The sequence below is a fragment of the Stenotrophomonas sp. 116085_Sma genome (assembly GCF_056479585.1).
The window spans coordinates 2,398,229-2,420,336 of record NZ_CM151057.1 but is presented as its reverse complement, the minus strand read 5'-3'; the positions used below and the strand labels follow the sequence as shown (position 1 = coordinate 2,420,336).

23 protein-coding genes are annotated in these 22,108 nt (G+C 64.9%); 11 read left to right on the top strand and 12 right to left on the bottom strand.

Annotation, left to right across the window (positions count from 1 at the left end; genetic code table 11):
• Positions 1-138: 138 nt before the first annotated feature.
• Positions 139-1,092, top strand: coding sequence for an alpha/beta fold hydrolase (locus ACZK0Z_RS11335; protein ID WP_197631958.1), 954 nt, complete (start codon positions 139-141; stop codon positions 1,090-1,092).
• Between the two features lie 237 nt (positions 1,093-1,329).
• Positions 1,330-1,641 (top strand): hypothetical protein, encoded by a 312-nt coding sequence (locus tag ACZK0Z_RS11330; protein ID WP_049427854.1) that lies wholly within the window; start codon positions 1,330-1,332, stop codon positions 1,639-1,641.
• A gap of 45 nt (positions 1,642-1,686) precedes the next feature.
• On the opposite strand, the gene ACZK0Z_RS11325 is transcribed toward ACZK0Z_RS11330, so the two are convergent.
• Genes ACZK0Z_RS11325 through ACZK0Z_RS11310 form a run of 4 tightly spaced genes read right to left on the bottom strand, consistent with a single transcriptional unit; the run spans position 1,687 to position 2,791 of the window.
• Positions 1,687-1,986 (bottom strand): hypothetical protein, encoded by a 300-nt coding sequence (locus ACZK0Z_RS11325; protein ID WP_049427851.1) that lies wholly within the window; start codon positions 1,984-1,986, stop codon positions 1,687-1,689.
• Entirely contained in the window at positions 1,974-2,189 is a 216-nt protein-coding gene (locus ACZK0Z_RS11320) for a hypothetical protein (protein WP_080354977.1), read from the bottom strand. The genes ACZK0Z_RS11325 and ACZK0Z_RS11320 overlap by 13 nt, the downstream gene beginning before the upstream one ends.
• A 60-nt stretch (positions 2,190-2,249) precedes the next feature.
• On the bottom strand, positions 2,250-2,519 hold the full coding sequence (locus ACZK0Z_RS11315) for a hypothetical protein (RefSeq protein WP_049427849.1): 270 nt from the start codon (positions 2,517-2,519) through the stop codon (positions 2,250-2,252).
• A gap of 56 nt (positions 2,520-2,575) precedes the next feature.
• A complete protein-coding gene (locus tag ACZK0Z_RS11310) occupies positions 2,576-2,791 on the bottom strand; it encodes a hypothetical protein (protein ID WP_080354976.1) in 216 nt (71 codons plus the stop codon).
• A 96-nt stretch (positions 2,792-2,887) separates the two neighbouring features.
• Here ACZK0Z_RS11310 and ACZK0Z_RS11305 point away from each other — a divergent pair, with 96 nt between their 5' ends.
• Positions 2,888-3,226 (top strand): hypothetical protein, encoded by a 339-nt coding sequence (locus tag ACZK0Z_RS11305; protein WP_219632004.1) that lies wholly within the window; start codon positions 2,888-2,890, stop codon positions 3,224-3,226.
• On the opposite strand, the gene ACZK0Z_RS11300 is transcribed toward ACZK0Z_RS11305, so the two are convergent.
• Both ACZK0Z_RS11300 and ACZK0Z_RS11295 read right to left on the bottom strand, forming a co-directional pair.
• On the bottom strand, positions 3,223-3,543 hold the full coding sequence (locus ACZK0Z_RS11300) for a hypothetical protein (RefSeq protein WP_019336574.1): 321 nt from the start codon (positions 3,541-3,543) through the stop codon (positions 3,223-3,225). The two genes, ACZK0Z_RS11305 and ACZK0Z_RS11300, sit on opposite strands and share 4 nt — an antisense overlap.
• Before the next feature lie 131 nt (positions 3,544-3,674).
• Positions 3,675-3,974, bottom strand: coding sequence for a hypothetical protein (locus ACZK0Z_RS11295; RefSeq protein ID WP_238380333.1), 300 nt, complete (start codon positions 3,972-3,974; stop codon positions 3,675-3,677).
• A gap of 257 nt (positions 3,975-4,231) precedes the next feature.
• Here ACZK0Z_RS11295 and ACZK0Z_RS11290 point away from each other — a divergent pair, with 257 nt between their 5' ends.
• Positions 4,232-4,627: a response regulator gene (locus tag ACZK0Z_RS11290; RefSeq protein WP_049427847.1), complete on the top strand. Its 396-nt coding sequence runs from the start codon at positions 4,232-4,234 to the stop codon at positions 4,625-4,627.
• A gap of 97 nt (positions 4,628-4,724) precedes the next feature.
• Here the strand turns inward: ACZK0Z_RS11290 and ACZK0Z_RS11285 are convergent, their stop codons facing one another.
• The 4 genes from ACZK0Z_RS11285 to ACZK0Z_RS11270 form a co-directional block, all read right to left on the bottom strand.
• Positions 4,725-5,174: a GNAT family N-acetyltransferase gene (locus tag ACZK0Z_RS11285; RefSeq protein ID WP_197619191.1), complete on the bottom strand. Its 450-nt coding sequence runs from the start codon at positions 5,172-5,174 to the stop codon at positions 4,725-4,727.
• A gap of 95 nt (positions 5,175-5,269) precedes the next feature.
• Positions 5,270-5,680, bottom strand: coding sequence for a Rap1a/Tai family immunity protein (locus ACZK0Z_RS11280; RefSeq protein ID WP_414489296.1), 411 nt, complete (start codon positions 5,678-5,680; stop codon positions 5,270-5,272).
• 46 nt (positions 5,681-5,726) lie between these two features.
• Positions 5,727-6,356 carry a hypothetical protein gene (locus ACZK0Z_RS11275; RefSeq protein WP_197631957.1) on the bottom strand — a complete coding sequence of 210 codons (630 nt, stop codon included), beginning with the start codon at positions 6,354-6,356 and terminating at the stop codon, positions 5,727-5,729.
• Positions 6,357-6,454: 98 nt separating this feature from the next.
• Positions 6,455-7,438 carry a LacI family DNA-binding transcriptional regulator gene (locus ACZK0Z_RS11270; protein ID WP_197631956.1) on the bottom strand — a complete coding sequence of 328 codons (984 nt, stop codon included), beginning with the start codon at positions 7,436-7,438 and terminating at the stop codon, positions 6,455-6,457.
• Positions 7,439-7,594: 156 nt separating this feature from the next.
• On the opposite strand from ACZK0Z_RS11270, the gene ptsP reads away from it, so the two are divergent.
• The 5 genes from ptsP (at position 7,595) to ACZK0Z_RS11245 (ending at position 14,976) form a co-directional block, all read left to right on the top strand.
• Complete coding sequence (ptsP, locus tag ACZK0Z_RS11265; protein ID WP_197631955.1) at positions 7,595-10,105, top strand: phosphoenolpyruvate--protein phosphotransferase; 2,511 nt, start codon at positions 7,595-7,597, stop codon at positions 10,103-10,105.
• The gene (locus ACZK0Z_RS11260; RefSeq protein ID WP_197631954.1) at positions 10,102-11,058 is read left to right on the top strand and encodes a 1-phosphofructokinase family hexose kinase; all 957 of its coding nucleotides are present in this window, start codon (positions 10,102-10,104) and stop codon (positions 11,056-11,058) included. Before ptsP ends, ACZK0Z_RS11260 begins: the two co-directional genes overlap by 4 nt.
• Before the next feature lie 87 nt (positions 11,059-11,145).
• Positions 11,146-12,849, top strand: coding sequence for a PTS fructose transporter subunit IIC (locus ACZK0Z_RS11255; RefSeq protein WP_197631953.1), 1,704 nt, complete (start codon positions 11,146-11,148; stop codon positions 12,847-12,849).
• 83 nt (positions 12,850-12,932) lie between these two features.
• Entirely contained in the window at positions 12,933-14,186 is a 1,254-nt protein-coding gene (locus ACZK0Z_RS11250; protein WP_197631952.1) for a carbohydrate porin, read from the top strand.
• A gap of 190 nt (positions 14,187-14,376) precedes the next feature.
• A complete protein-coding gene (locus tag ACZK0Z_RS11245; RefSeq protein ID WP_197619201.1) occupies positions 14,377-14,976 on the top strand; it encodes a fasciclin domain-containing protein in 600 nt (199 codons plus the stop codon).
• 74 nt (positions 14,977-15,050) lie between these two features.
• Here ACZK0Z_RS11245 and ACZK0Z_RS11240 read toward each other — a convergent pair whose 3' ends face one another.
• The gene (locus ACZK0Z_RS11240) at positions 15,051-16,259 is read right to left on the bottom strand and encodes a serine hydrolase domain-containing protein (RefSeq protein WP_414489297.1); all 1,209 of its coding nucleotides are present in this window, start codon (positions 16,257-16,259) and stop codon (positions 15,051-15,053) included.
• Positions 16,260-16,674: 415 nt separating this feature from the next.
• On the opposite strand from ACZK0Z_RS11240, the gene ACZK0Z_RS11235 reads away from it, so the two are divergent.
• Both ACZK0Z_RS11235 and ACZK0Z_RS11230 read left to right on the top strand, forming a co-directional pair.
• The gene (locus ACZK0Z_RS11235) at positions 16,675-19,341 is read left to right on the top strand and encodes a TonB-dependent receptor (RefSeq protein WP_197631951.1); all 2,667 of its coding nucleotides are present in this window, start codon (positions 16,675-16,677) and stop codon (positions 19,339-19,341) included.
• Positions 19,342-19,455: 114 nt separating this feature from the next.
• The gene (locus tag ACZK0Z_RS11230) at positions 19,456-20,916 is read left to right on the top strand and encodes an MFS transporter (protein ID WP_414489298.1); all 1,461 of its coding nucleotides are present in this window, start codon (positions 19,456-19,458) and stop codon (positions 20,914-20,916) included.
• A gap of 61 nt (positions 20,917-20,977) precedes the next feature.
• On the opposite strand, the gene ACZK0Z_RS11225 is transcribed toward ACZK0Z_RS11230, so the two are convergent.
• Entirely contained in the window at positions 20,978-22,024 is a 1,047-nt protein-coding gene (locus tag ACZK0Z_RS11225; protein ID WP_049430759.1) for a LacI family DNA-binding transcriptional regulator, read from the bottom strand.
• Positions 22,025-22,108: the final 84 nt, after the last annotated feature.

Here is a 22,108-nt window from a genome sequence, read left to right as displayed (position 1 = left end):
GTCAACATGCGATGGCGAATAGCCCGTATGCGCACATCCGTGCAGGACGCTCTATCAAGAAATCCGGACAGTTCATCACCCGGATGCCTGATTGCAGGCGCAAAGTACGTCTCACCACCCACCCATGAGAGTTCCCGCATGAACACCTTCGCCCGTACCCTGGCCGTTGCCGCCCTCGCCCTCTCGGTCCAGGCCGGCCTGTCTGCGCATGCCGCCGAACCGGCCACGCCGGCGGCGGCCACCAGCATCGCGCGCACCGCCAGCTACATCACCACCGCCGACGGCGTGCAGCTGTACTACAAGGACTGGGGCCCGAAGAACGGGCCTGTCGTGACCTTCAGCCACGGCTGGCCGTTGAACTCGGACAGCTGGGAATCGCAGATGATCTTCCTGGCCGATCATGGCTACCGCGTGATCGCGCATGACCGTCGTGGCCACGGCCGTTCCAGCCAGCCGTGGGACGGCAACGACATGGATCACTACGCCGATGACCTGGCCGCGGTGATCAATACGCTGGACCTGCACGATGTCACCTTGGTGGGTTTCTCTACCGGTGGCGGCGAGGTGGCGCGCTACATCGGCCGGCATGGCACCGGGCGGGTGAAGAAGGTCGTGCTGATCAGCTCGGTGCCGCCGTTCATGCTGAAGACCGCCGACAACCCCAACGGCCTGCCGATCGAAGTGTTCGATGGCATCCGCAAGGCACAGATGGATAACCGCGCGCAGCTCTACAAGGACATCCCGTCGGGCCCGTTCTACGGCTTCAACCGCCCGGGCGCGAAGGTGTCGCAGGGGCTGATCGATGCGTGGTGGGCGCAGGGCATGCAGGGCGGCCACAAGAACACCTACGATTCGATCGCCGCGTTCTCGGCCACCGATTTCCGCGCGGACCTGAAGAAGTTCGATGTGCCCACGCTGGTGATCCACGGTGACGACGACCAGATCGTGCCGATCGATATCTCAGGCCGCCAATCGGCAAAGCTCATCAAGGGCGCCAGGTTGATCGTCTACCCGGGTGCGCCGCATGGCCTGACCGACACCCACAAGGACAAGGTCAACCAGGATCTGCTGACGTTCCTGCAGGAAAAGTGAGTGACCGGGGCTCCGTTGTGATGGCGGAGCCCTTCCTGCCCAGAAGCAGGGCTGGCACCGGATATGCGCCGGGTGCCGTGTCAGTGCACGATTGCGGGCGTGGGATTTCAGGCCAACGATGGAGCGCGTCCCGCACTTTGATGAAGGGTTAACCTCCGACGGAGGACACTGCACCCTCACGGCTCTTCTCCGGCGCAGAATCCTTTGCTCCCGTGTCCAGCCCAAGACGACACGGCCATGCACCCTCCCAATGCCTTCCGGATCCATGCGATCCAGCCCCTTCTTGCGCGCAATGGCGCCATCGTTCGCCTCGATCAGTTGCGATCGACCTGCAAGAGCTGCGGCCTGCGCTCATCAATGACCGAGGACGCCGGCATTCAGACGAGTCCATCGGGCACGACGCTCACCTGCCCTGCATGCGGTGCAACAGGGCTGATGGACGAGGTGGAGATATGGCACCACTGGCTTGAGCAGTGCCGCCGCGAACGGATGCTGGCGCTCTTTGATCCAGTGCCTGACGACCCCCTGGAGCCAGACGGCCCGAAATGAGACCTGTTGTCCTGGATTGTGCGGCCGCCGCGTCAGCGCCGCGCTTCAGCCGCCGCCCGGGTGCCGCCCCGCCAGGCTGCCCATCGTGAAGGCGTAGCCGGCCTCCTCCAGCAGCGCCCTCATGCGCAGCTCCACGCGCCGGGGTGAAAGCAGGCTGTTGGGCGCATACAAGGCATAGACGTAGCCGGCGCCGTCGATGATCTCACGGCGCACGGCGCAGTCGTTGGATTCAGCCGCCTCGGACCAGACAGACATCAGCCTGGCGGGACTGATGGACTGCCCGTTGCGAAGGCGAAAGAACAGCCAGCGCACTCCCAGGGACTGGGTTGGATTCAACCTAGCCACTGCGAGCCTCCAATGCGCCGGAAGAGATCCCTGAGAACTTCAGGATCCAATCGTGGATGCTCGTCCTTTGAAGATCGCGGAAGGTCGATGCGCGCGGCACCCTTCACCAGTGCAGGCAGATCGGACTGAAGGTCGATCCACCATCCCGCGGGCAGCCGGAGCCCCGTGCCCGTTCTATCGTAGATGCAGATCGGAAAAGTCATCGCGTTGCTCCTGAATGACTTGAGCATACGCTTGCGCGATGTCAGGTCCGGATGCGACGCCTAGGGAGATGCCGCATCGACGCGCTTTGCGCATTCGAACACGTGTGCTTCGTCCTGCTGGACCCTGCGGAATGAGTCCAGCCAGCTGAATGCTGCGCCACGGTTCTGAATCATGTCGCCGAGCCTTCCGGTCAGGCACCGTGCGCACTCCATGCCGCCTGGGCTGGGCGCATGGCAGCAACGGCATTGCGCCATCGTCGTGGTTCTCTCCGGACGACATTGGTACATGATCTTGGTCATCAGGCTGATCGCCTGGCTTTGCGAGGACATGCACGCTCCCTGTCTGCAACGGAAGCAGCCGCGCGGCGCGCGGCTCCTCCTCTTTCTCAGCGCCGTGTATCGCCGCCGAGACCGCCCTTCTTTTCGTCCGCTGGCTTTGGGCTCTCGCGATCCTTGTTGTCCTGCTGCTGTTGCTGTCCCTGCTTGCCAGGCTCCTCCCCTCCGGGTTCGCCCCCCTCGACCCGCCCCTGCTGCGTGGGCCGTTCTGCTTCAGAGGAAGCATTGGAGCGGTCATTCCTGTTCTGTTCGGGGACGCTGTTCATTTCGATTCTCCGCCGCAGCAAGTCTGCTGCCGATTGACTGTGGGCGTGTCGCCGTTACGGGAACGTACGGGGAAGCGCCCCATATGAACGACTGTCATGAACAGGCTCGCAGCAAGAAGTGTGTACAGTGAGGTTTCAAAAAGGGGTAACGCCGTGATCCAGGGAAGAAGCAAGCACGTTGTGGACGTAGAGCGTGAACTGGCCCACTGGAAGGCCGCGTTCAACCTGGGCGCCCTGCCCGCGATGAGCTTCCGCTACGAAGTGGCGCCGGTTATCCGGCTTGCCTGCGATATCTATGTGAGAGATCCGCACGGCGCCCGGTCGGCATGGATCGACGATCTGCAGGGCAGGCTTGCGAAGCGATCGAGCCTGCGCGGTCATCCTGGCGCAGCAGAGATCGCCGATCGGTGCTGGTCGCTGCTTGGCTGCGCCTAGGCGCGGCTGGCTGCGTGATTCCGCTCGCGCATCAGCTCATCATTCAGTACGTGGACAATGGACATCACCGCGTCGGCAAGTCCACGGGAATCGCTGATGGATCCGTAGAAGTAGATCCTGGCGCCTTCAATGCGAACATCCGCCAGCTGGAGCTGGGACGCCAGGGCTCTGCACTTGATGAGGAACATCTCTGTCCAGCGGGCGCCTGGCGCCAGATCGAGCAGCGCGGTGATGGCCTCGTCGGTGGATGCGTCTACACGCTCATGCAGCAACGGGACATCGAAGCCGACGATTCTTGGGAGCATGGAAGCGTTCACCTGAACATCCTCTCGCTGACGGGCGCTGCGAGCACTGTCCACAATACAACGGATTGCCCCGCAGGAGTGGGTGGCCGGCTCTGCGACGGGTGACCGTCGATGCGCTACGCATGCGCGCGCTCCATCTGGAATCAATGGCCAACCTGAGCGTCAACCCTGCCGGCATGCCGCGCGTCCGCCACCGGAATGCGTGAGCGCGACGTATTGACCATTGCCTGCGGCATTTCAAGCGCCTGCACCACCCGATGCTGCGCACGATGCTCGCTGCCCTCGACGCCCACGACGTAAACGAAACGTCCGTCGAATTTGGCTTGTGCGCCCTCGAAGAGATCGTCGGCCTGCAGTGCCCGCTTCAATGACTTCATCCACGCCCGTTCAGGGATGCGGTCCAGCTCCACCACGATGGCAGCGCCTCCGCAGTCCAGGCGCATGCACTCCACACGCAGTACACGTGGCGAAGCGGGGTTGGCGTGGGATCGGTGCATGACGGACACTCCAGTGCAGGGGACGGCGGCAGTATCCATGGCGCTCGCCAAGACGCCGTCAACACGTCCCGTGGCACCTTCCATGCGACGTGGACGGCATCGAGAGGCGGGGTCGCTTCGACACCGAGCTGACAACCCACACGCGTCGCGTTGATGCAGCACAGGACACACTGCAGCTCCGATGGCAACGCAGGCATGTGCCAATGCAACCCGATATGAACCAGCGGAATCGATACAGTCTGCTGCTGGTGGAAGACCAACTGGACCTTGTTGCCCTCATGGGACAGGCGCTTGAAGAGGGCGGTGGCCAGGTAACACACGCCTACAGTGTGTTCGATGCATTGGGGCTGCTGGATACGCAGCGATTCGACGGTGCCGTTCTGGATGTGGAGCTTCGTGACGGTGTGGTTTTCCCCGTCGCCGATCGCCTGGCTGAACTCGGCATCCCCTATCTGTTCGTTTCTGCGGTGTACGACCAGCTGGTGCCGCTGCGCCATCGGCGTGCCACCTTTGTTGCCAAGCCTTTCCATATCGAGCGATTGCAGGAGGCTGTGCAGCGTGTGATGGGAAACGACGGCGCACCCGCCATCACTCACTGATCCCCGCTACCCAGCACGGCACGCCCTCGAAGGGCGTGCCGCCTCTGCCATGGTCGCCTGAGTTCTTCGGCGATCCAAAGCGCGGCGGATACGGCCATCAAGGATGAATGGCGAAGATGAAGAAATCCTCATCGCGCTGCCATCCGAGTCCTGCATAGAGCGCCTGCGCAGCCGCGTTGTCCTTCGCCGTCTGCAGCTCGATGCGCGCTGCGCCGCGTCTTCGTGCTTCTTCAACGGCGTTGATCATGAGGGTGCGGGCAACACCAGTGCGACGTGCTGGTCTGTCGACGTAAAGATCATAGAGTACGAAGCTTGGGCGTGCGCTGATGGAGTCAAACAGCGGGTACAGCTGGGTGAACCCGACAAGGCGGTCCCCATCTGCCTCGGCCACCAGTACAAGCGAATCGCCTTCTGACAGGCGTGCATGCATGAATTGCCTTGCCAATGGCAGGTCTGCCGGCTGCGCGTAGAACTGTCGATACTTGTCGAACAGCATCGCGACCTGTTCAAGATCTTCCGCGCTCGCCACTCGTGTGTGTGTCTTCACTATTTCGGCTCCAGCTTCAGGCGGAACAGAGAGGGCTCCACGAAGGGCGCGGACCTCTCCGCGGAGGAGGCCGAGTCACCTCGGGCATTGCTGGGTCATGCCCCTCGATCACAGGGAAAGGCCGCCCTCAGCCCATCGACGACCAAGGGTGCAGCATCCTGCTGCAGTTTCCCTTGGGGCAGCTGTCGAAGATGTGAAGCGACCCGGTCAACCAGCTCGTGCGGAAGAATCCGGCCTTGGCCACACCACTGGGCGTGGCTGGCATCGGCAACGCCCTGGATATAGGCGCTGGCGCGAGCGCTGGACAGGTTCCGGCACTGATCGCCGTCGCAGAAGCCGTCGGCGCCTTTGCCCTGCAGCAGGGTGAGGAGTTCGGCGCCACTGACAAGCCAGGTGCGTGCCGGTTGCGTTGTTCCGGCGAGGGCGGACCCCGCCAGGGCGCAGAGGCCAAGTGCGATGAGCCGACGCATGCCGCGGCGCGCGTGGAGGGCGTGATGTCCTTTCATGTCGGGGTCCTTGGTGGTCGTCTCTGTGGGTTCCACGCAGCGAGGGTCAAAGTCGATCGAGCTGGTTGCGCGGATGAAACTCCGGGTCGTCCCGGTCTTCCAGCATGGCCTCCACCAATGTCTCGAAGGATGCGGTGGCGGTATCCAGGTCAGTGGAAGACAGGAAGCTGGATTCGCCGTGGCCTGCCAGCGCAATCGCGGCAATGGTCTCCCGCTGATCGTTCTCGGCCCAGAGATAGTCGTGGATCAGCGCCACCCCCTGGTCACCTGCCTTCAGGAAGTCGGCGGCGCTTCGTGCCACCGCAAGAAACGCAATGAGATCGTAGAGGCTTTCTGAATAGGTCAGCGATCCTGCAACAAAGTGCGTGCTGCTGCGGTCATAGGCGGCGACCCGGATGTTCTCAGCCTGTGCAGAGGCCAGGAAGGCGTTCAATGCGGCGCGATTGTCGGGGTAGCGGGCCAGCAGCGCCTGGCAGTCCGCAAGCAGGTGATCCAACGCCTCGTCGCTTGAAGAGGCCAGGTATTCACCGTTTCCCAGGTGCCACTGCCCGGCGATGCATCGCCAGTCGGACCATCGGGATGCTGCGGGCACGGGCGCTGCCAGCCATCTGGAGAGATCTTCGGGGCACAACTGCAGGCGGAGCAGCGCTGAATAAGGCTCTGACAAGGCGATCATCCATTGTGTCTGCGTGTACAGATGGCTTGTAACAGACGACGGTCGGCTCGCCAACACCCGGACGGCGCTCTCAGGGTTGGCCGCAATCGGGCGTCGAGCTATCGCGCAGCCGTCGACCCTCTGGCCACGCACCGACCCGTCATCACCAGTCGGCGCACAGGCAGCGCAGGCGTGCGCAGGCGTTCAAGCAGCATCGACATCGCGGCCCGCCCCATCTCCTCAACCGGTTGCTCGATCACGGTGATGCCCGGCTCGACCAGTTCGGTCCAGCGTTCGTTGTCGAAGCCGGCCAGCGCCAACGCCTCGGGAATCGCCAGCCCAGCGCTGCGGGCGGCTTTCAATGCCCCCATCAACAGCAGGCTGTTGCTGGTCACCAGTGCCTCGGGGCGTGATGGCGTGGCGAGCCACTGCCCGACCGTCGCGATGGCGGCTTCGGCCGTGGGTTCAACCTCGCGGTAGTCCGGCTGCAACCCATGGGTGCGCATCGCAGCGAGATAGCCGTCGCGACGCTCGGCCGCCGTGGTACTGGTGCTGCCGAACAAGCCGCCGATACGGCGATAGCCGCGCTCGACCAGATGCTCGACCAGGCCCGCCATCGCTGCCGGATTGTCGAGTACCACGCTGTCGATCGACCCGCCGGGGGCGGCGCGGTCCACCAGCACCGTTGGATAATCCAGCGTGAGCCGTTCGAGCCGGCCCACCGTGGTCCGGGTCGGCGCGAAGATCAGGCCACTGATGCGCTCTTCGTGCATCAGTTGCAGATACAGCGCCTCCCGCTCCGGGTCCTCGTCGGTGTTGCAGAGGGTCACGCGCAATCCTTCGCGATAGGCCACCTCCTCCACGGCGCGGATCAGCGCCGTGAAGAACGGATTGCGGATATCCGCGACGATCAGGCCGATGATGCCGGTGTGCCGGGAGCGCAACCGCCTGGCCTGCAGGTTGGGTCGATAGCCGGTCTGCCGGATCGCCAGCTCGACCCTGCCGCGCACGTCCTCGCTGACCGGACCGCCCCCGAGCACCCGTGACACCGTGGATTTGGAGACCCCCGCCACGCGTGCGACGTCGTTGATGCTGATGCTCATTGGAAACGTTCCCTGAAGCGTGGGTTGTTCATGGCGCGATGGCCGTTCAGCACAATGCTAACGCCAAAGGACTATTGGCTTTTTGTGCAGCGCACATTGAAATACGGACTGGGAACGTTCCCAATACGCCCCAACCACCCCCTCCCGGAGCCCGCTTTGTCGCCCCTGACCTCCCCCTCTCCCGTCAGCCGGGAACTGATCCGCCTGGACGCGCGGGCACAGGACAAGACCGATGCCATCGCCCAGGTGGCCCAGATGCTGGTCGCCGCAGGCTGCGTGGCGCCGGGCTACGAGGCCAGCATGGGGCGCCGCGAAGCGCTGGCGAACACTTTCCTCGGCCATGGCGTGGCCATCCCGCATGGGCTCGGCGAGGACCGCCACCTGGTGCGCCGCGACGGCATTGCGGTGCTGCAGTTGCCGGAAGGCGTGGAATGGAACCCGGGCCAGGTCACCCGCCTGGTGGTTGGCATCGCCGCCCAGTCCGACACCCACATCACCCTGCTCCGCAGATTGACCCGCCTGATCCAGGACGAGGCGGCGCTGCAGCGGCTGTTCACCACCCTCGATGCGGGCGAGATCGTCAATGCGCTGGCCCGTGATGCGACTGTCACTGTCGCCCACGTACCGGTGACGGACCTGGCCGAGCGCTTCGACTGGACCATCGCTTACCCCAGTGGACTGCACGCGCGCCCGGCCACGCGCTGGGCCGAGGCGGCGCGGGGTTTCACGGCCCGTGCCCAGGTGCGCGCGGGCGATCAGGTGGCCGATGCCAAGAGTCTGGTGGCGCTGCTGCAGCTCGGGCTTCGCGAGGGCGATGCCGTGAGCGTTTCTGCCGAGGGCGCCGATGCCCCCGCCCTGCTGGCCGCACTGCGCAAGGTCATGAACGGGCTGGTGGCGCAGGAAAAGACCGATGCGGAGCGTGCAGCACAGCGGAAGGCGGCGCCGGTCGCGGGCTGGAATCCGCCCGAAGCGCAGGCGGCGATCGTCGGCATCGGCGCCAGCCCCGGGTTGGCCATCGGCCCGGTGCATGTACTGGCCAGCGCGCAGGCCGATGTTGCCGATCGCCCGGCCCCGCTCGGCGAGGGCGGCGCACGCCTGCAGGATGCACTGGGTCGCACCCGCCAGCAGCTGGCCGCGCTGCAGGACGACACCCAGCGCCGCCTTGGCGCCTCGGATGCAGCAATCTTCAAGGCGCAGGCTGCGCTGCTTGACGACACCGACCTGATTACCCGCACCTGCCAGCTGATGGTTGAAGGCCACGGCGTTGCGTGGTCCTGGCACCAGGCCATCGAGCAGATCGCCTCCGGGCTGGCGGCGCTGGGCAATCCGGTGCTGGCCGGGCGCGCTGCCGACCTGCGCGATGTGGGTCGGCGCGTACTGGCGCAGCTTGACCCCTCTGCGGCCGGCGGCGGCCTGGCCGATCTGCCGACGCAGCCGTGCATCCTGCTTGCCGCCGACCTGTCGCCCTCCGATACCGCCAACCTCGACACCCGCCGCGTGCTCGGCCTCGCCACTGCACTGGGCGGTCCCACCTCACACACCGCAATCCTCTCGCGCACGCTCGGCCTGCCGGCGCTGGTTGCCGGTGGCGCCGAACTGCTGGCGATCCAGGCCGGCCGCGAGGCGATCATCGACGGCAGCAGCGGGCGGCTCTACCTGTCCCCCTCCGAGGCAGATCTTGCTTCGGCTCGCGCCTGGATCGCTGGGCAGCAGCAGATCCGCGCGCGTGAAGCCGCACAGCGTGCGCAGCCGGCGCAGACCACCGATGGCCATCGCATCGACATCGGCGCCAACGTGAACCTGCCGGAGCAGGTGCCATTGGCGCTGGAACAGGGCGCGGAAGCTGTTGGCCTGATGCGCACCGAATTCCTGTTCCTCGAACGCGGCAGCACGCCCAGCGAGGATGAGCAGTACGCAACCTACATGGCCATGGCCAAAGCGCTGGACGGCCGTCCGTTGATCGTGCGCGCGCTCGATATCGGTGGCGACAAGCAGGTCGCCCACCTGGAGCTGCCGCACGAGGAAAACCCGTTCCTCGGCGTACGTGGCGCGCGCCTGCTGCTGCGCCGCCCCGACCTGCTGGAGCCGCAGCTGCGTTCGCTGTATCGCGCGGCCAAGGACGGTGCACGGCTGTCCATCATGTTCCCGATGATCACCTCGGTGCCGGAGCTGACGGCACTGCGCGCCATCTGCGAGCGCCTGCGCGGCGAACTCGAGGCACCCGACGTGCCGATCGGCATCATGATCGAAGTCCCGGCCGCCGCAGCGCAGAGTGATGCGCTGGCGCGCCACGCCGACTTCTTCTCGATCGGTACCAATGACCTGACCCAGTACGTGCTGGCCATCGACCGCCAGAACCCGGAGCTGGCCGCAGAAGCCGACAGCCTGCATCCGGCCGTGCTGCGCGCGATCCGCGCCACGGTGGAAGGTGCACGCACGCAGGGGCGCTGGGTGGGTGTCTGCGGTGGCCTGGCCGGCGATCCGTTCGGTGCGATGCTGCTGGCAGGGCTGGGCGTGGACGAACTGTCGATGACCCCGAACGACATCCCTTCGGTGAAGGCACGCCTGCGCGGCACTGCGCTGGCAGATCTGCAGAGGCTGGCCAATGCCGCGCTGGACTGCGAAACCGCCGAGCAGGTACGCGCCCTCGATGGAGCAGGTGCATGAATGCCCGCGCCGTCACCGTTACCTTGAACCCGGCGATCGACCAGACCGTGCGGCTGGCCAGCCTGCGGCCGGGCCATGTGCATCGCGCGCGCAGCAGCCGCGACGATGCGGGTGGCAAGGGCATCAACGTGGCCGCCTGCCTGGCCGACTGGGGCGTGCCGACCACGGCACTGGGCGTACTCGGTGGCGGCAACGACGGTGTGTTCGGTACGTTGTTCTCGGCGCGCGGCATCGTAGATGGCTGCCTGCGTATTCCGGGCAGCACCCGCACCAACATCAAGCTGGTTGACGAGGAAGACGGAGAGACCACCGACATCAACCTGCCCGGCCTGGCACTCGACGATGCCGATCTGGACGCCGTGTCGCGCCGGCTCGGTGCCCTGCTGCTGCCGGGCCTGCCGGTGGTGCTGTCCGGCAGCCTGCCGTCCGGCCTGCCGGCCGACGCATGGGCGCGGCTGCAGGTGCAGGCCGGTGCCGCCGGGGCGCGCGTGCTGCTGGACACCAGTGGCGATGCGCTTGCCGCTGCGTTGAGTGGCACTGCGGGTGCACTGCCCTACGCGGTCAAGCCCAACCGCCAGGAGCTGGAGGCTTGGACCGGCACGCCGCTGCTGGACCGCAGCGCCCTGCGCGTCGCTGGCCAGGCCCTGGTCGAACGCGGGGTGGCGCTCGCAGCGATCTCGATGGGCACCGACGGCGCGCTGTTCATTGATCGCAGCGGCGCGTTGGTCGCACGACCGCCGCGACTGGCCCAGGGCAGCACGGTCGGTGCGGGCGACGCCATGGTCGCCGGCATCGCTGCCGCGATGCTGGAGCCCGCCCTCGATCTGGCCGGCTGCGCACGGCTGGCGACCGTGTTCTCGATGAGCCGGCTGCAAAGCGGTGATGCACGACGGCTGGACCCGGCGCAGGTACGCGCATGGGCCGGCGATGTACTGATCGAGCGGTTGGATTGACCCTGTCTGCCGGAGGCACGGCGGCTGGCTTCACGCCGACCGCAGCGCCTTCGGCAAGGACGAACCCGAAGAATTCCAGGAGTTCCCATGCACGCTTTCACCGTAGTCATCGCCGCTGGCGAGCGCAGCATCGAGGCGGTTCTTGCCGCCGAAGCGCTGCGCCGCGCCGCCCGCCAGCGCGGGCTCGAGCTGATGATCGAGATCCGCAGCGACCAGGGCGTGACCGGCGCACTGCCTGCATCGAACGCCGCCGCCGCGACGCACCTGCTGCTGGTGGGTGGTGGTGAGCCGGACATCGCGCGCTTCGCCAATGCTGAGATCGCGCATGCCAGCTTGGGCGAGGTACTGGACGACCCGATTGCGGCGCTCGCACCGCTCGCGGCCGCACGGTCGAACGACGCCGGCACGGATGCGGGCAAGCGCATCGTTGCCGTTACCTCCTGCCCCACCGGCATTGCTCACACCTTCATGGCGGCTGAGGGGCTGCAACAGGCCGCCAAGGCGCTGGGCCATGCAATCCGGGTCGAAACCCAGGGCTCGGTCGGCGCGCAGGACGCGTTGAGCGACGAGGAAATCGCGGCTGCTGACCTCGTCCTGATCGCCGCAGACCGCGAAGTCGATCTGTCGCGCTTCGCTGGCAATCGCCTGTTCAAGAGCGGCACCAAACCGGCGATCAACGACGGCCAGAACCTGATCCGCAAGGCGCTGGCCGAGGCCGGCATGCAGGCAGGTACGGCAACTTCAGGGCGCACGACCGAAAAGACCAAGGCCACCGGGCCCTACAAGCACCTGATGACCGGCGTGTCGTTCATGCTGCCGTTCGTCACTGCCGGCGGCCTGCTGATCGCACTGGCATTCGCACTCGGCGGCATCTATGCCTTCGACGATGCCCACAAGGGCACGCTGGCCTGGTCGCTGTTCCAGATCGGGGCCAAGTCCGGCTTCATGTTGATGGTGCCCGCACTGGCCGGTTACATCGCTTACTCCATCGCCGACCGCCCCGGCATTGCGCCCGGCATGATCGGCGGGCTGGTAGCAGTGAACATGGATGCTGGCTTCATCGGCGGCATCCTGGCTGGTTTCATCGCTGGCTACGGCGTGCACTGGATCAACCGTGCGCTGCGCCTGCCGCGCAGCCTGGAAGGCCTCAAACCGGTGCTGATCCTGCCGGTCCTGGGCACGCTGCTGGTCGGCCTGTTGATGATGTACGTGATCGGCACGCCGGTCGCCGGGCTGCTGGCCTGGCTGACCGACTGGCTGCGCGGCATGCAGGGCGGCAGCGCGATCCTGCTTGGCCTGCTGCTGGGCGGAATGATGGCGGTGGACATGGGCGGGCCGGTCAACAAGGCGTCCTACGCGTTCTCTACTGCATTGATTTCCAGCCAGGTCTACACGCCGATGGCGGCGACGATGATCGGCGGCATGACGCCGCCGCTGGGTATTGCACTGGCGACATGGCTGTTCAGCAACCGCTTCACCGCCGAGGAGCGCGGCACGGCCGGTGCTGCCGGCGTGCTTGGCCTCAGTTTCGTGACCGAAGGCGCGATCCCCTACGCCGCGCGTGATCCGCTGCGCACCATTCCAGCGCTGATCCTTGGTTCTGCCGTGGCAGGTGCAATCTCGATGGCCGCTGGCGTCGAGCTGAAGGTGCCGCACGGCGGCGTGTTCGTGCTGCCGATCCCGAACGCAGTCACTCACCTCGGCATCTACCTGTTGGCACTGCTGGCCGGCGTGGCCGTCACTGCGGTCGCGCTGCGCATCCTCAAGAAGCCGGTCACCACGCCGGCCTGATCCACCCCATCGCCAAGACCCTGCCACCTCCCCTGCGCACGCAGGGGCGCAGCGACCTACGCCCTGCACAAGGACCCTCGCCCATGACCCGCTCTTCCCGACACATGTTGCCGATGGCGATCGCGCTTGCCCTGCCATCCCTGGCCGCCACCGCAGACGCGAGCGACGTCTTCACTCCCAGGCTCGCCTACACCGGCGAGGCGGCCGCCACGCTTGACGGCGGCAAGCGCAGCGGCACGGCCTATGCCGGCCAGCTGATGTTCGGTGCCGACGTGGACCTGGACGCCGCGTTCGGCTGGCGGGGCGCAACGATCAAGGCTTACGGCATCAACCGCCACGGCACCAATCTCGCCAACAGCAGTACGGGCAACAGCACCTCGGTGCAGGAGATCTACGGTGGCCAGGGAACGCGCCTGGCCAATCTGACGATCGAGCAGAAACTGCTCAACGACCGACTGGTGCTGGAAGCAGGGCGAAGCGTCGCCAACATCCATCATCTCGGTTCGGAGTGGTGCCAGTACTTCCAGGGCAACTCGGCCTGCGGCAACCCGACCTATGTGTTCCGCACCAGCAGCTTCACATGGTGGCCGGTATCGAGCTGGATGGCTGATGCCACGGCATGGGTGACGCCGGATGTCTACGTACGCGTGGGCGCGTACCAGGTCGACCCGAGCCAGGCCGAAGATGGCCAGCACGGCCTGAAATGGAGCACGAACCAGGCCACCGGCTGGGTCGTGCCCTACACGATCGGCTGGCGCAGCCCCGCGTCGGCGCGCTTGAAGGCCCGCTACGAACTGGGTGGCTGGCAGGACAACTCGACCTACCGCGACCCGCTGCGCGATGCCAACGGCATGCCGGCGCTGCTCAGTGGCCAGGAGTACGCGACGCGTCATGGTCGCTCCGGTGCGTTCGCCCGCTTCGAGCAGCAGCTCAGCAGCGATGGCAGCGGTCGTGGCCTGACCCTCTTCGGTGCCGCACTCAAGGGTACCTCCGGCCAGTTGATCGAGGATCACTTCCTGCAGGCCGGCCTGGTGCAGAAAGGCACGTTCGCCAGCCGGCCGCAGGACAGCATCGCCTTCGTCGTGACCCAGCAGAAGTACAGCAGCATCGCGCTGGAGAACCTGCGCCTCGCCCGTGCCGCGGCGGGTGGCAGCGGTACCCCGCACGGGAGCCAGGTGATGATGGAACTGAGCTATGGCATCCAGGTCACCCCGCAGCTTCGGGTCGCACCCAACCTGCACTACATCGTGCATCCGGACCAGTTCAACGAACCCGCACGCCAGCATGATCTACCGAATGCGCTGATCGCCGGCCTGCGGGTCGATTGGAGTCTGTAGGAGAATCCGTTTTCGTCCACGCGATTGCCGATCAACGGCTCGTGATGCCCACGCAGTCCATTTTGCCCTGTGGGCGGCAGCGAGCGGCTCTGGTCAATGACCGCACGTCTGTCCGGCAGCGTGGATTCGATCGACGCCGGCCTCAGCATCACGCTGGTGCATCCAGCCGCTCCCGCCAGCCGTATGTAGGATGCCCGCGCTGTGCGGGCATCCTACCGAGGAACGCACCGTGAACGCTCTTCAGCGCATCGCCGCCGCAGTCAGCTTCGCCGTACTCGTCTCAACCGCTTCCGCCAGCTTCGCCGCAGATACCGTGATGGTTGGCGGGGCCGAGATGTACCCGACCAGGACCATCGTTGAAAACGCTGTGAACTCCAAGGATCACACCACCCTGGTGGCAGCGGTCAAGGCCGCGGGCCTGGTCGATACGCTCAATGGCGCCGGTCCCTTTACTGTCTTCGCACCCACCAATGCCGCCTTCAACAAGCTTCCAGCAGGCACGGTCGATGCACTGGTCAAGCCTGAAAACAAGGCACAGCTCACACGGATCCTCACCTACCACGTGGTGCCAGGACGCTTCAGTTCCGCCCAGCTCCTGGCCGATGCCAGGAAGCACGGTGGAAAAGCCACGCTGAAGACTGTGCAAGGCGAGCCGCTTACCGTCGCACTCCATGACGGCATGTTGTGGGTGATCGACGCCAAGGGCGGCAAAGCAGGTATCAGCATCGCCGACGTCAACCAATCCAACGGCGTCATCCACGTTGTTGATGCTGTGCTGATGCCGAAGTAGTGGCACGCCCTGCCACTCCGGCCAGCAGCATGAAGTAGTGGACGAGGAGCCGGGCACAGGCCCGGCTCCTCCCTTCACTGAAGCGCCTGGGCCAGTTTGAGTACATCCGCCGGGAACGTCGCGTAGTCATCCAATGGAGCGCGATGGGTGTCGCGTCGGTGGATGAGGCGCACGGCAACCACCTGCTGTTGCGGAACGATGACCAGGTGCTGGCCCAGGTAGCCATTGGCGGCGTAGGCAACGGTTGGGCCGCGTTGGATGTCGAAAATGTCGGAGAGCTTGAGTCCACGACCGGTGATCTCGCTGCCATAGTGCTGCGGCCAGTCCGCCCCAAGTCGCTCGGCCATGTACGCAATCAGTGCACTCCTGCTGTCGAATGCCCTGCCCTCGGTGGCCAGCAATGCCTGCTGGACCGGATCGCTGACTTCATGCTGCGCCAGGAAGCCGGCCATCTGGCCTTTCAGCTCATAACGCTCCCATGCTGGAATGCGCCACCACAGGAGACCAACATCCGGCGAGCGGGCACTTGCTGCCGTCAGCAGCGCCACCGACCGCTCGCTCAGCACGCGCGTACCCGCCTGGGTGACGCCGCCATCAAGCAGCAGCTGCCCGATGGTCGCCAGATCGCGGGCGCTCAGCGACAATCCGGCCATGCCCAAGGGCGTGCCCGCACCGTCCTTCAACCACGTATATCGGGCAATGCCCAGCGGCTTGAAAAGGCGCGCCTCAAGGTAGGCATCCATCGGTTCCCCTGCCAGACGCTCGACAATACCGGGCAGCAGATTGGTAGCCTTGTTGTTGTAGGAGAACGTGGTGCCTGGATCGCTGCTCAGCTCTGCAGCCAGCGCAAGCTTGACCAGGTCCGGCGCAGCTTCCAGCTCTTCCCCCGCGTTGGCCACGTTCTGCAGGCCAGAGGTATGGTCCAGCAGCATGCGTACCGTGATGTCCCGTTTCCGCCCCTGCTTCCACTCCGCGAAGATGTTGCTTACCGGCTCGTCGAGCGAGGCCAGTTTTCCCTCGTCCAGCAGAAGCACGATGGCAAGCGCCACCACCGACTTGGTGGCCGACATGAGGTGAACCGGTTCATCGGCCGTCCCTGGCCGGGGCTCCAGCAGTGTTTTTCCATTCTTCCAGACAAGTACCGCGTCCGAATGCGCGGCACGGGCATTGTGTTCGATTGTCGCGACGGCGTCGGCCGTGGTGGTCGTGGTGGTCGTGGTGGCCAGTACAGGGACGGCCAGCATCAAGGCCGCGAAGCTGGACAGCCATCGTGCAGTGTTCATTGGCATCTCCTACGATGAATGCCTGTTTACATTGACTACAGGTGTAGTCATGACCGAGTGCCTGAAGTCATGCCCGACCACATGGCAGCATCATCACGGCGCCACACGAATGGCCCCCGCAGCCCGCCAAGGGAACACGCGAACTCGATGGCCCTCGCCGCCGGCCTGCGTTCTGATCCAATCCGGCGGGTGCAGCCGTACGGCGAGCGCAACGCCGCCCGATTTCGTTTCGCACTGCAGCAAATGCGGCGTGCCAAGCGGCACTGCTGATCGCTCAACTGTCTGATTTCCCAAGCTTCTGGTCATCCATCGTTCATTCTGATTGACAGCGTTGTCAGGCGGCACTTACAAGAGCCCACGTCCGGCGCACGGCGCGGGAACGTCCAGACATCATCTATGGGGAGAGAGGGACCCTATGACCGTCCATTTCAGGAAGAGCACACTCGCACAGGCAGTCCTTGCCACCATCGTCACCGCCACTGCGGCGCTGCCGGTGGCGGCGCAATCAGCCAAGGAAAGCAGTTCCACCGCCGCCAGCGAGGCACGGGAGGCCTCGACGCTGGACGCCGTCATCGTCACCGTCGAACGCCGGGAACAGGACCTGCAGAAATATGCAGGTACCGCCCAGGCAATTTCTGCGGACGACACGCGTGCGCTGGGCATCAACAATGAGCTGCGCAACATCCAAGCCCTGGTGCCAGGCATGAGCATGGCCAACCAGGAAGGCAACCTGGAGATCTTCATCCGCGGCGTGGGTTCTTCGAACAACACCGAGCTGGGTGATCCAGGCGCCGCGCCCCACATCAACGGGGCCTACATTGCACGACCGCGCGGCCTGGGCGGGATGTTCTACGATGTCGAGCGGGTGGAAATCAACAAGGGCCCGCAGGGCACGCTGCGCGGCCGCAATGCGCTGGCCGGCACGCTGAACATCATCACCAAGCGCCCTGACCTGGAAGCGTTCGGCGGGTACGTCCAGGCCGAGGCCGGCAATCGTGACCATCGCGGTGGCGAATTCGCCCTGAATCTTCCGATCGGCGGTGGCGCGGCCTTCCGGGTGGCTGGCTACAAGGTGGAGAAAGACTCTCCGTTCAAGAATGCTGGGCGCGCGCAGGACCTGGAACCGGCTGGCGTGCAGGACGACCGGGGCGCACGCCTGTCGTTCCTCTACCAGCCAGATGACAAGCTGTCGATCTTCGCAATGGCCGACATCGGCAAGGAGGGCGGTACGGGCTATCCAGGCGCCAACGTCTACACCGCCGCCAAGGCCGGCTACCTGCCGGACGATGTCGACCTGCGAAAGATCATCTACCGCGGCGCGCAGGGCAAGCTCGACAGCACCAACTGGGGGGCGCAGACCAGCATTTCCTATGACTTCGGCAAGGTGGCGGTGGAGTACAACGGCAGCTACCGCAACGTGGACTACCGCCAGACCAATGCGCAGAGCGAAGGCATCCTCTGGCCGGGCCGCAACATCGATCCGGTATCACCCAGCAACCCGGGCGGCATCGACTACGACAACTACTCCACGCAGTATTGGCTGACCGAGTCGGAGTCGCAGGTACATGAGCTGCGGTTCACGTCCGACCAGGACGAACGGCTGCGCTGGACCACCGGCCTGTTCCACTTCAATGAGGACCAGCGGGTGGGCTACCTTTCGCTGGTGGACAAAGGGCGCTGGTATTCGGGCACTGAATTCACCATGCCCAAGGTCAATGGCAAGTCATCCGCCGTTTTCGCCGACGGTACATTCGACGTCAACGATCGCCTGCGCCTGAAGGGCGGCCTGCGCTACTCCGAGGAGAAGAAGTCGCGTTACGGCATTGGCGGCAACTGGTCGCTGGGCCTGCCTGGCCAGGGCGGGGACTTTGCCACGCGCCTCGGCACGCCCGGCTTCGAGCCGGCTTTCATGAGCCGTCCGAACTTTGACGTCAGCAACATCACCTCGCAGGCGGAGATGGCCCGCTTCCTGCTGCAGGGTGTGCTGCGACATGGTCGCAACGACACCTTGCTGCAGCAGATCGGCGCGGTGCCCGATGGCGGCCCATTCGGTTGCGTGGATCGCCCCGACATCGGTGGCGATACCGTCGATTGCCCGTACCAGAGCTGGGCCCAGGTCAGCGCGATTCCGGCCCAGCAGTTCGGCAAGAGCAAGTTCAGCTTTACCGACTGGCGCGCGGGTTTCGAGTACGACGTTAGCGATGACAGCCTGCTGTACGGCCTGGTGTCGACCGGCCACAAGGCGGGGGGTTTCAACGACACGTTTGATCCGAAGGAGATTCCCGAGACCTTCAAGCCCGAATCGATCATTGCCTACGAGATCGGCAGCAAGAACTCCTTCCAGATGCTGGGGCGCACCTCGACCTTCAACGTCAGCGGGTTCTATTACGACTACAGCGACCAGGTGTTCCAGGACCTGGCGGTGATCGCCACCAACCCGACCACCGGTGAAGCCACCGGCTATGCCCTGGTCAACCGCAACGTCGGCAAGTCCGCGGTGTACGGCCTGGAGGCGGAAAGCACCTTGCGCTTTCCGCACAATTTCATGGTCAACATCAACGCCCTCTGGATGGACAGCGAGATCAAGCGTGGCACCGTCGCCGATGTCCGCAGCCAGAACTACGACGCCGGTGGTGCCACCTCGCTGATCGACCTGTCCGGCAACGAACTGCCGCTGGCGTCGAAGCTTACCTTCAACGTAAGGCTGCAGCATACGACCGAGCTGCGCTTTGGCACCTTCGACTGGCAGTTGCTGGCCTCGTACCGCTCGGCCTTCTACCTCACCCAGTACAACAACCGGGACGTGGAGTTCATCCGACAGGATCCAGCAAGTGGCGAGCTGGTCCATGACCGTACCGAAAGCGCCGCTGCGGCCGGCTTCCCTGACCGCCAGAAGGGCGAGACCACCTTGAACGCGGGCATCGGTTTCACCTCACTGAGCGGCAACTGGCGCGTGGAAGCCTGGGGCAACAATCTGTTGGGCAACGATGTCTCGCAGAAGGCCCTGGTGGGTTCCGGCATCAACGTCCGCTTCCTGAACGACCCGCGCAGCTACGGCCTGCGCCTGCGTTACCAGTTCTGAGCAGTGCAGCCTTGAAGGAGGGCCGGTTTTGCCGGCCCTCCGCGCGCAATCACCACGTCCTGCCCTGTGCGACAACGCACGGGGCGTCGTCCTGTCCGTGATGACACGAGAATCATGAAACACACAACCCGCTGGTCGCAGTTCGGTGTACTCATCACCGTCTTTTTCTTCTGGGGTTTCGTCGCTGCAAGCAACGGCATCCTCATTCCGGTGTTCAAGAAAGCGTTCCATCTCAGCCAGGCGCAGAGCATGTACGTGGCGATGGCGTTCTACGTTGCCTACACCGCCGGTTCGCTGATCTACATCGCCATCTCCCGCGCCATCGGCAACGACCTGCTGCATCGGGTGGGCTATCGCAACGGCATCTGCCTTGGCCTGCTGGTGTCGGCACTCGGTGCCCTGCTCTTCTATCCGGCGGCCAATACCGGCTCGTTTGCACTGATGCTGTCCGGCCTGTTCATCGTGGGCCTGGGCTTCTCGCTCCAGCAGATCGCAGCCAATACGCTGGCGGTGATCATGGGTGATCCGGCCACCGGATCGCAGCGCCTGACCATGGCCGGCGGTGTCAACAACCTGGGCGCAACGGTAGGCCCACTGCTGGTGAGCATTGCCATCTTTGGCAGCGTGTCAGCGGGCAACACAGAGGCGAGCATCGAGAGCGTAAAGATCCCATACCTGGTGCTGGGCGCCGCCTTCGTACTGGTCGCCGTACTGCTGCGGTTCTCGAGCGTGCCCAATCATGTCGAGCTGCGCGCCACGGTCCCCGCAGCTGCGACCGGGACGAATCACCAGGCTGATCGCGGATCTGCGCTCTCCTACCCGCAGCTGGCGATGGGCATGATCGCGATCTTCCTCTACGTCGGCGTGGAGGTGTCGACCATCGACAATCTTCCAGCCTACCTTGAGCAACCCCTGAGCAAGGGTGGTCTAGGCCTGGAAACCTCCGTGATCGCCCCGTTCGTGTCGCTGTACTGGGCCAGCCTGATGATCGGTCGCTGGGGAGGGGCCGCCGGAGCCTTCGACGTGCGCGCAGGCGCGCAGAGGCTGCTGATGCTGGTGTTGCCGTTCATTGCATTTGCGATCTACCTTGCCGTCAACGCGATCTCTGGCCACAACTCCGCACAGTTCTTCCACTACGCACCGGTGATCGCCCTGATGATCATCGCCACCCTGGCCAGCAAGGGCAATCCATCGCGCATGCTGCTGTACTTTGCCGTGTGTGGCATCGGGGCGCAGCTGGTCGGCATGTTCACCACCGGGATGACCAGTGTGATCGCCTTCATCAGTGTGGGGCTGTTCTGCAGCACGATGTGGCCCTGCATTTTCACCCTGGCAATCACGGGCCTGGGCCGCCACACCAACCAGGCAAGCAGCCTGCTGATCATGATGATCATGGGCGGCGGCATCGTCAGTTGGGCGCAGGGGGCACTGGCCGACAAGGTCGGCGTGCACTACAGCTTCATCATTGGCGTGCTGTGTTTCTGCTATCTGGCGTTCTACGCGTGGGCGGCCGGCCGTACGCTGCGTCGCCAGGGCGTGGATCTGGAGCGATTGGCCACCGAAGGCGGCCACTGAGCCGCGCCCCTGCCTGCCAGCATGGCGTGCCGGCCGCGTCGGCACGCCATCGCGCCTGCGTTCAATCGTGACGGGCCGGTCCCGTGGATCGCCGGACCTGCAAGGCATAAGCAATATCGACCACGCCACCGCTGCCGAGCTCGCGCACTTCCTTGATCAGCTCCATGGCCGCGCGCCGGCCCATCTCACGGGTGGGCTGGCAGACGGTGGTCAGTGCCGGATAGATCTGGCGGGCGATCGGCGTGTCATCGAAACCGCAGACCGAGATGTCGGATGGCACCGTTAGGCCGTGTTCGAACACCGCACAGATGACGCCTGCCGCCATATCGTCGTTGGCGGCGAAGATGGCGGTCGGCCGATCAGGCCGATCAAGCAGCGCGTTGGCGCCGATGTAGCCGGATTCGTATGAGAACTCGCCTTCCAGGACCAGGCTGGGGTCGTAGCGCAGGCCTGCCCTGCGCAGGCCTTCGCGATAGCCTGCCAGGCGCCACATGCTTGCGCCATGCGCGGCGTGTCCCTTGATATGGGCGATACGGGTATGGCCCAGCGAGGCCAGGTGTGCGATCAGCGCCACCACCGCGCCGATTTCATCCACGACGACGCCCACGTTCCGGTTCTGTTCCTTCGCCGAAATGCTGGAATACGGGATGCCCAGGTCGACCAGGCGTTCCAGCAGGGCGGTGTCGTCTGTCAGCGGCGGCGTCAGCACCACGCCGTCGAGCTGCGACTGCATGATCAATGACTCGACCTTTTCCACGATATCGGCCGCATCGTAGATCAGCGGAGCGAGCATCAGGTTGTAGTGCTGTTCCATGCACGCGTCCAGCACCCCCATCTCGATCTCCATCAGATAGTTCGAGGACGGGTTATCGAAGAGCATCGCAATGAGGTAGGAGCGCCGGCCAGCGAGGACCCGTGCCGAGGGCAAGGGGCGGTAGCGCAGTTTTTCCACCGCCGCCTCCACCCGGGCCCGGGTGCTCTTGGAGACGTTCGGCTCGTTGTTGAGCACCCGCGAGACGGTCTTCATCGAGACCCCGGCCGTTGCCGCGACATCCTCGATCCGCACGCGTCCCGGCCTGCCTGCGAGCACCTGCTCAGCTCCCGGCATCCCCCGCCCTCTGCCCGTCATAGCCTCACCATCTTTACCGGAATCCTGCACCACGGGATGTGGATACAGATGCAACTTTATCCT

What these genes read in the sequence shown, in the direction of transcription:
- ACZK0Z_RS11335 (WP_197631958.1), top strand. Translation starts at nt 139, where the DNA reads ATGAACACCTTCGCCCGTACCCTGGCCGTTGCCGCCCTCGCCCTCTCG.
- ACZK0Z_RS11330 (WP_049427854.1), top strand. Translation starts at nt 1,330, where the DNA reads ATGCACCCTCCCAATGCCTTCCGGATCCATGCGATCCAGCCCCTTCTT.
- ACZK0Z_RS11320 (WP_080354977.1), bottom strand. Translation starts at nt 2,189, where the DNA reads ATGACTTTTCCGATCTGCATCTACGATAGAACGGGCACGGGGCTCCGG.
- ACZK0Z_RS11315 (WP_049427849.1), bottom strand. Translation starts at nt 2,519, where the DNA reads ATGTCCTCGCAAAGCCAGGCGATCAGCCTGATGACCAAGATCATGTAC.
- ACZK0Z_RS11310 (WP_080354976.1), bottom strand. Translation starts at nt 2,791, where the DNA reads ATGAACAGCGTCCCCGAACAGAACAGGAATGACCGCTCCAATGCTTCC.
- ACZK0Z_RS11305 (WP_219632004.1), top strand. Translation starts at nt 2,888, where the DNA reads ATGAACAGGCTCGCAGCAAGAAGTGTGTACAGTGAGGTTTCAAAAAGG.
- ACZK0Z_RS11295 (WP_238380333.1), bottom strand. Translation starts at nt 3,974, where the DNA reads ATGCGCCTGGACTGCGGAGGCGCTGCCATCGTGGTGGAGCTGGACCGC.
- ACZK0Z_RS11290 (WP_049427847.1), top strand. Translation starts at nt 4,232, where the DNA reads ATGCAACCCGATATGAACCAGCGGAATCGATACAGTCTGCTGCTGGTG.
- ACZK0Z_RS11280 (WP_414489296.1), bottom strand. Translation starts at nt 5,680, where the DNA reads ATGAAAGGACATCACGCCCTCCACGCGCGCCGCGGCATGCGTCGGCTC.
- ACZK0Z_RS11275 (WP_197631957.1), bottom strand. Translation starts at nt 6,356, where the DNA reads ATGATCGCCTTGTCAGAGCCTTATTCAGCGCTGCTCCGCCTGCAGTTG.
- ACZK0Z_RS11270 (WP_197631956.1), bottom strand. Translation starts at nt 7,438, where the DNA reads ATGAGCATCAGCATCAACGACGTCGCACGCGTGGCGGGGGTCTCCAAA.
- ACZK0Z_RS11260 (WP_197631954.1), top strand. Translation starts at nt 10,102, where the DNA reads ATGAATGCCCGCGCCGTCACCGTTACCTTGAACCCGGCGATCGACCAG.
- ACZK0Z_RS11255 (WP_197631953.1), top strand. Translation starts at nt 11,146, where the DNA reads ATGCACGCTTTCACCGTAGTCATCGCCGCTGGCGAGCGCAGCATCGAG.
- ACZK0Z_RS11250 (WP_197631952.1), top strand. Translation starts at nt 12,933, where the DNA reads ATGACCCGCTCTTCCCGACACATGTTGCCGATGGCGATCGCGCTTGCC.
- ACZK0Z_RS11245 (WP_197619201.1), top strand. Translation starts at nt 14,377, where the DNA reads ATGCCCGCGCTGTGCGGGCATCCTACCGAGGAACGCACCGTGAACGCT.
- ACZK0Z_RS11240 (WP_414489297.1), bottom strand. Translation starts at nt 16,259, where the DNA reads ATGAACACTGCACGATGGCTGTCCAGCTTCGCGGCCTTGATGCTGGCC.
- ACZK0Z_RS11235 (WP_197631951.1), top strand. Translation starts at nt 16,675, where the DNA reads ATGACCGTCCATTTCAGGAAGAGCACACTCGCACAGGCAGTCCTTGCC.
- ACZK0Z_RS11230 (WP_414489298.1), top strand. Translation starts at nt 19,456, where the DNA reads ATGAAACACACAACCCGCTGGTCGCAGTTCGGTGTACTCATCACCGTC.
- ACZK0Z_RS11225 (WP_049430759.1), bottom strand. Translation starts at nt 22,024, where the DNA reads ATGCCGGGAGCTGAGCAGGTGCTCGCAGGCAGGCCGGGACGCGTGCGG.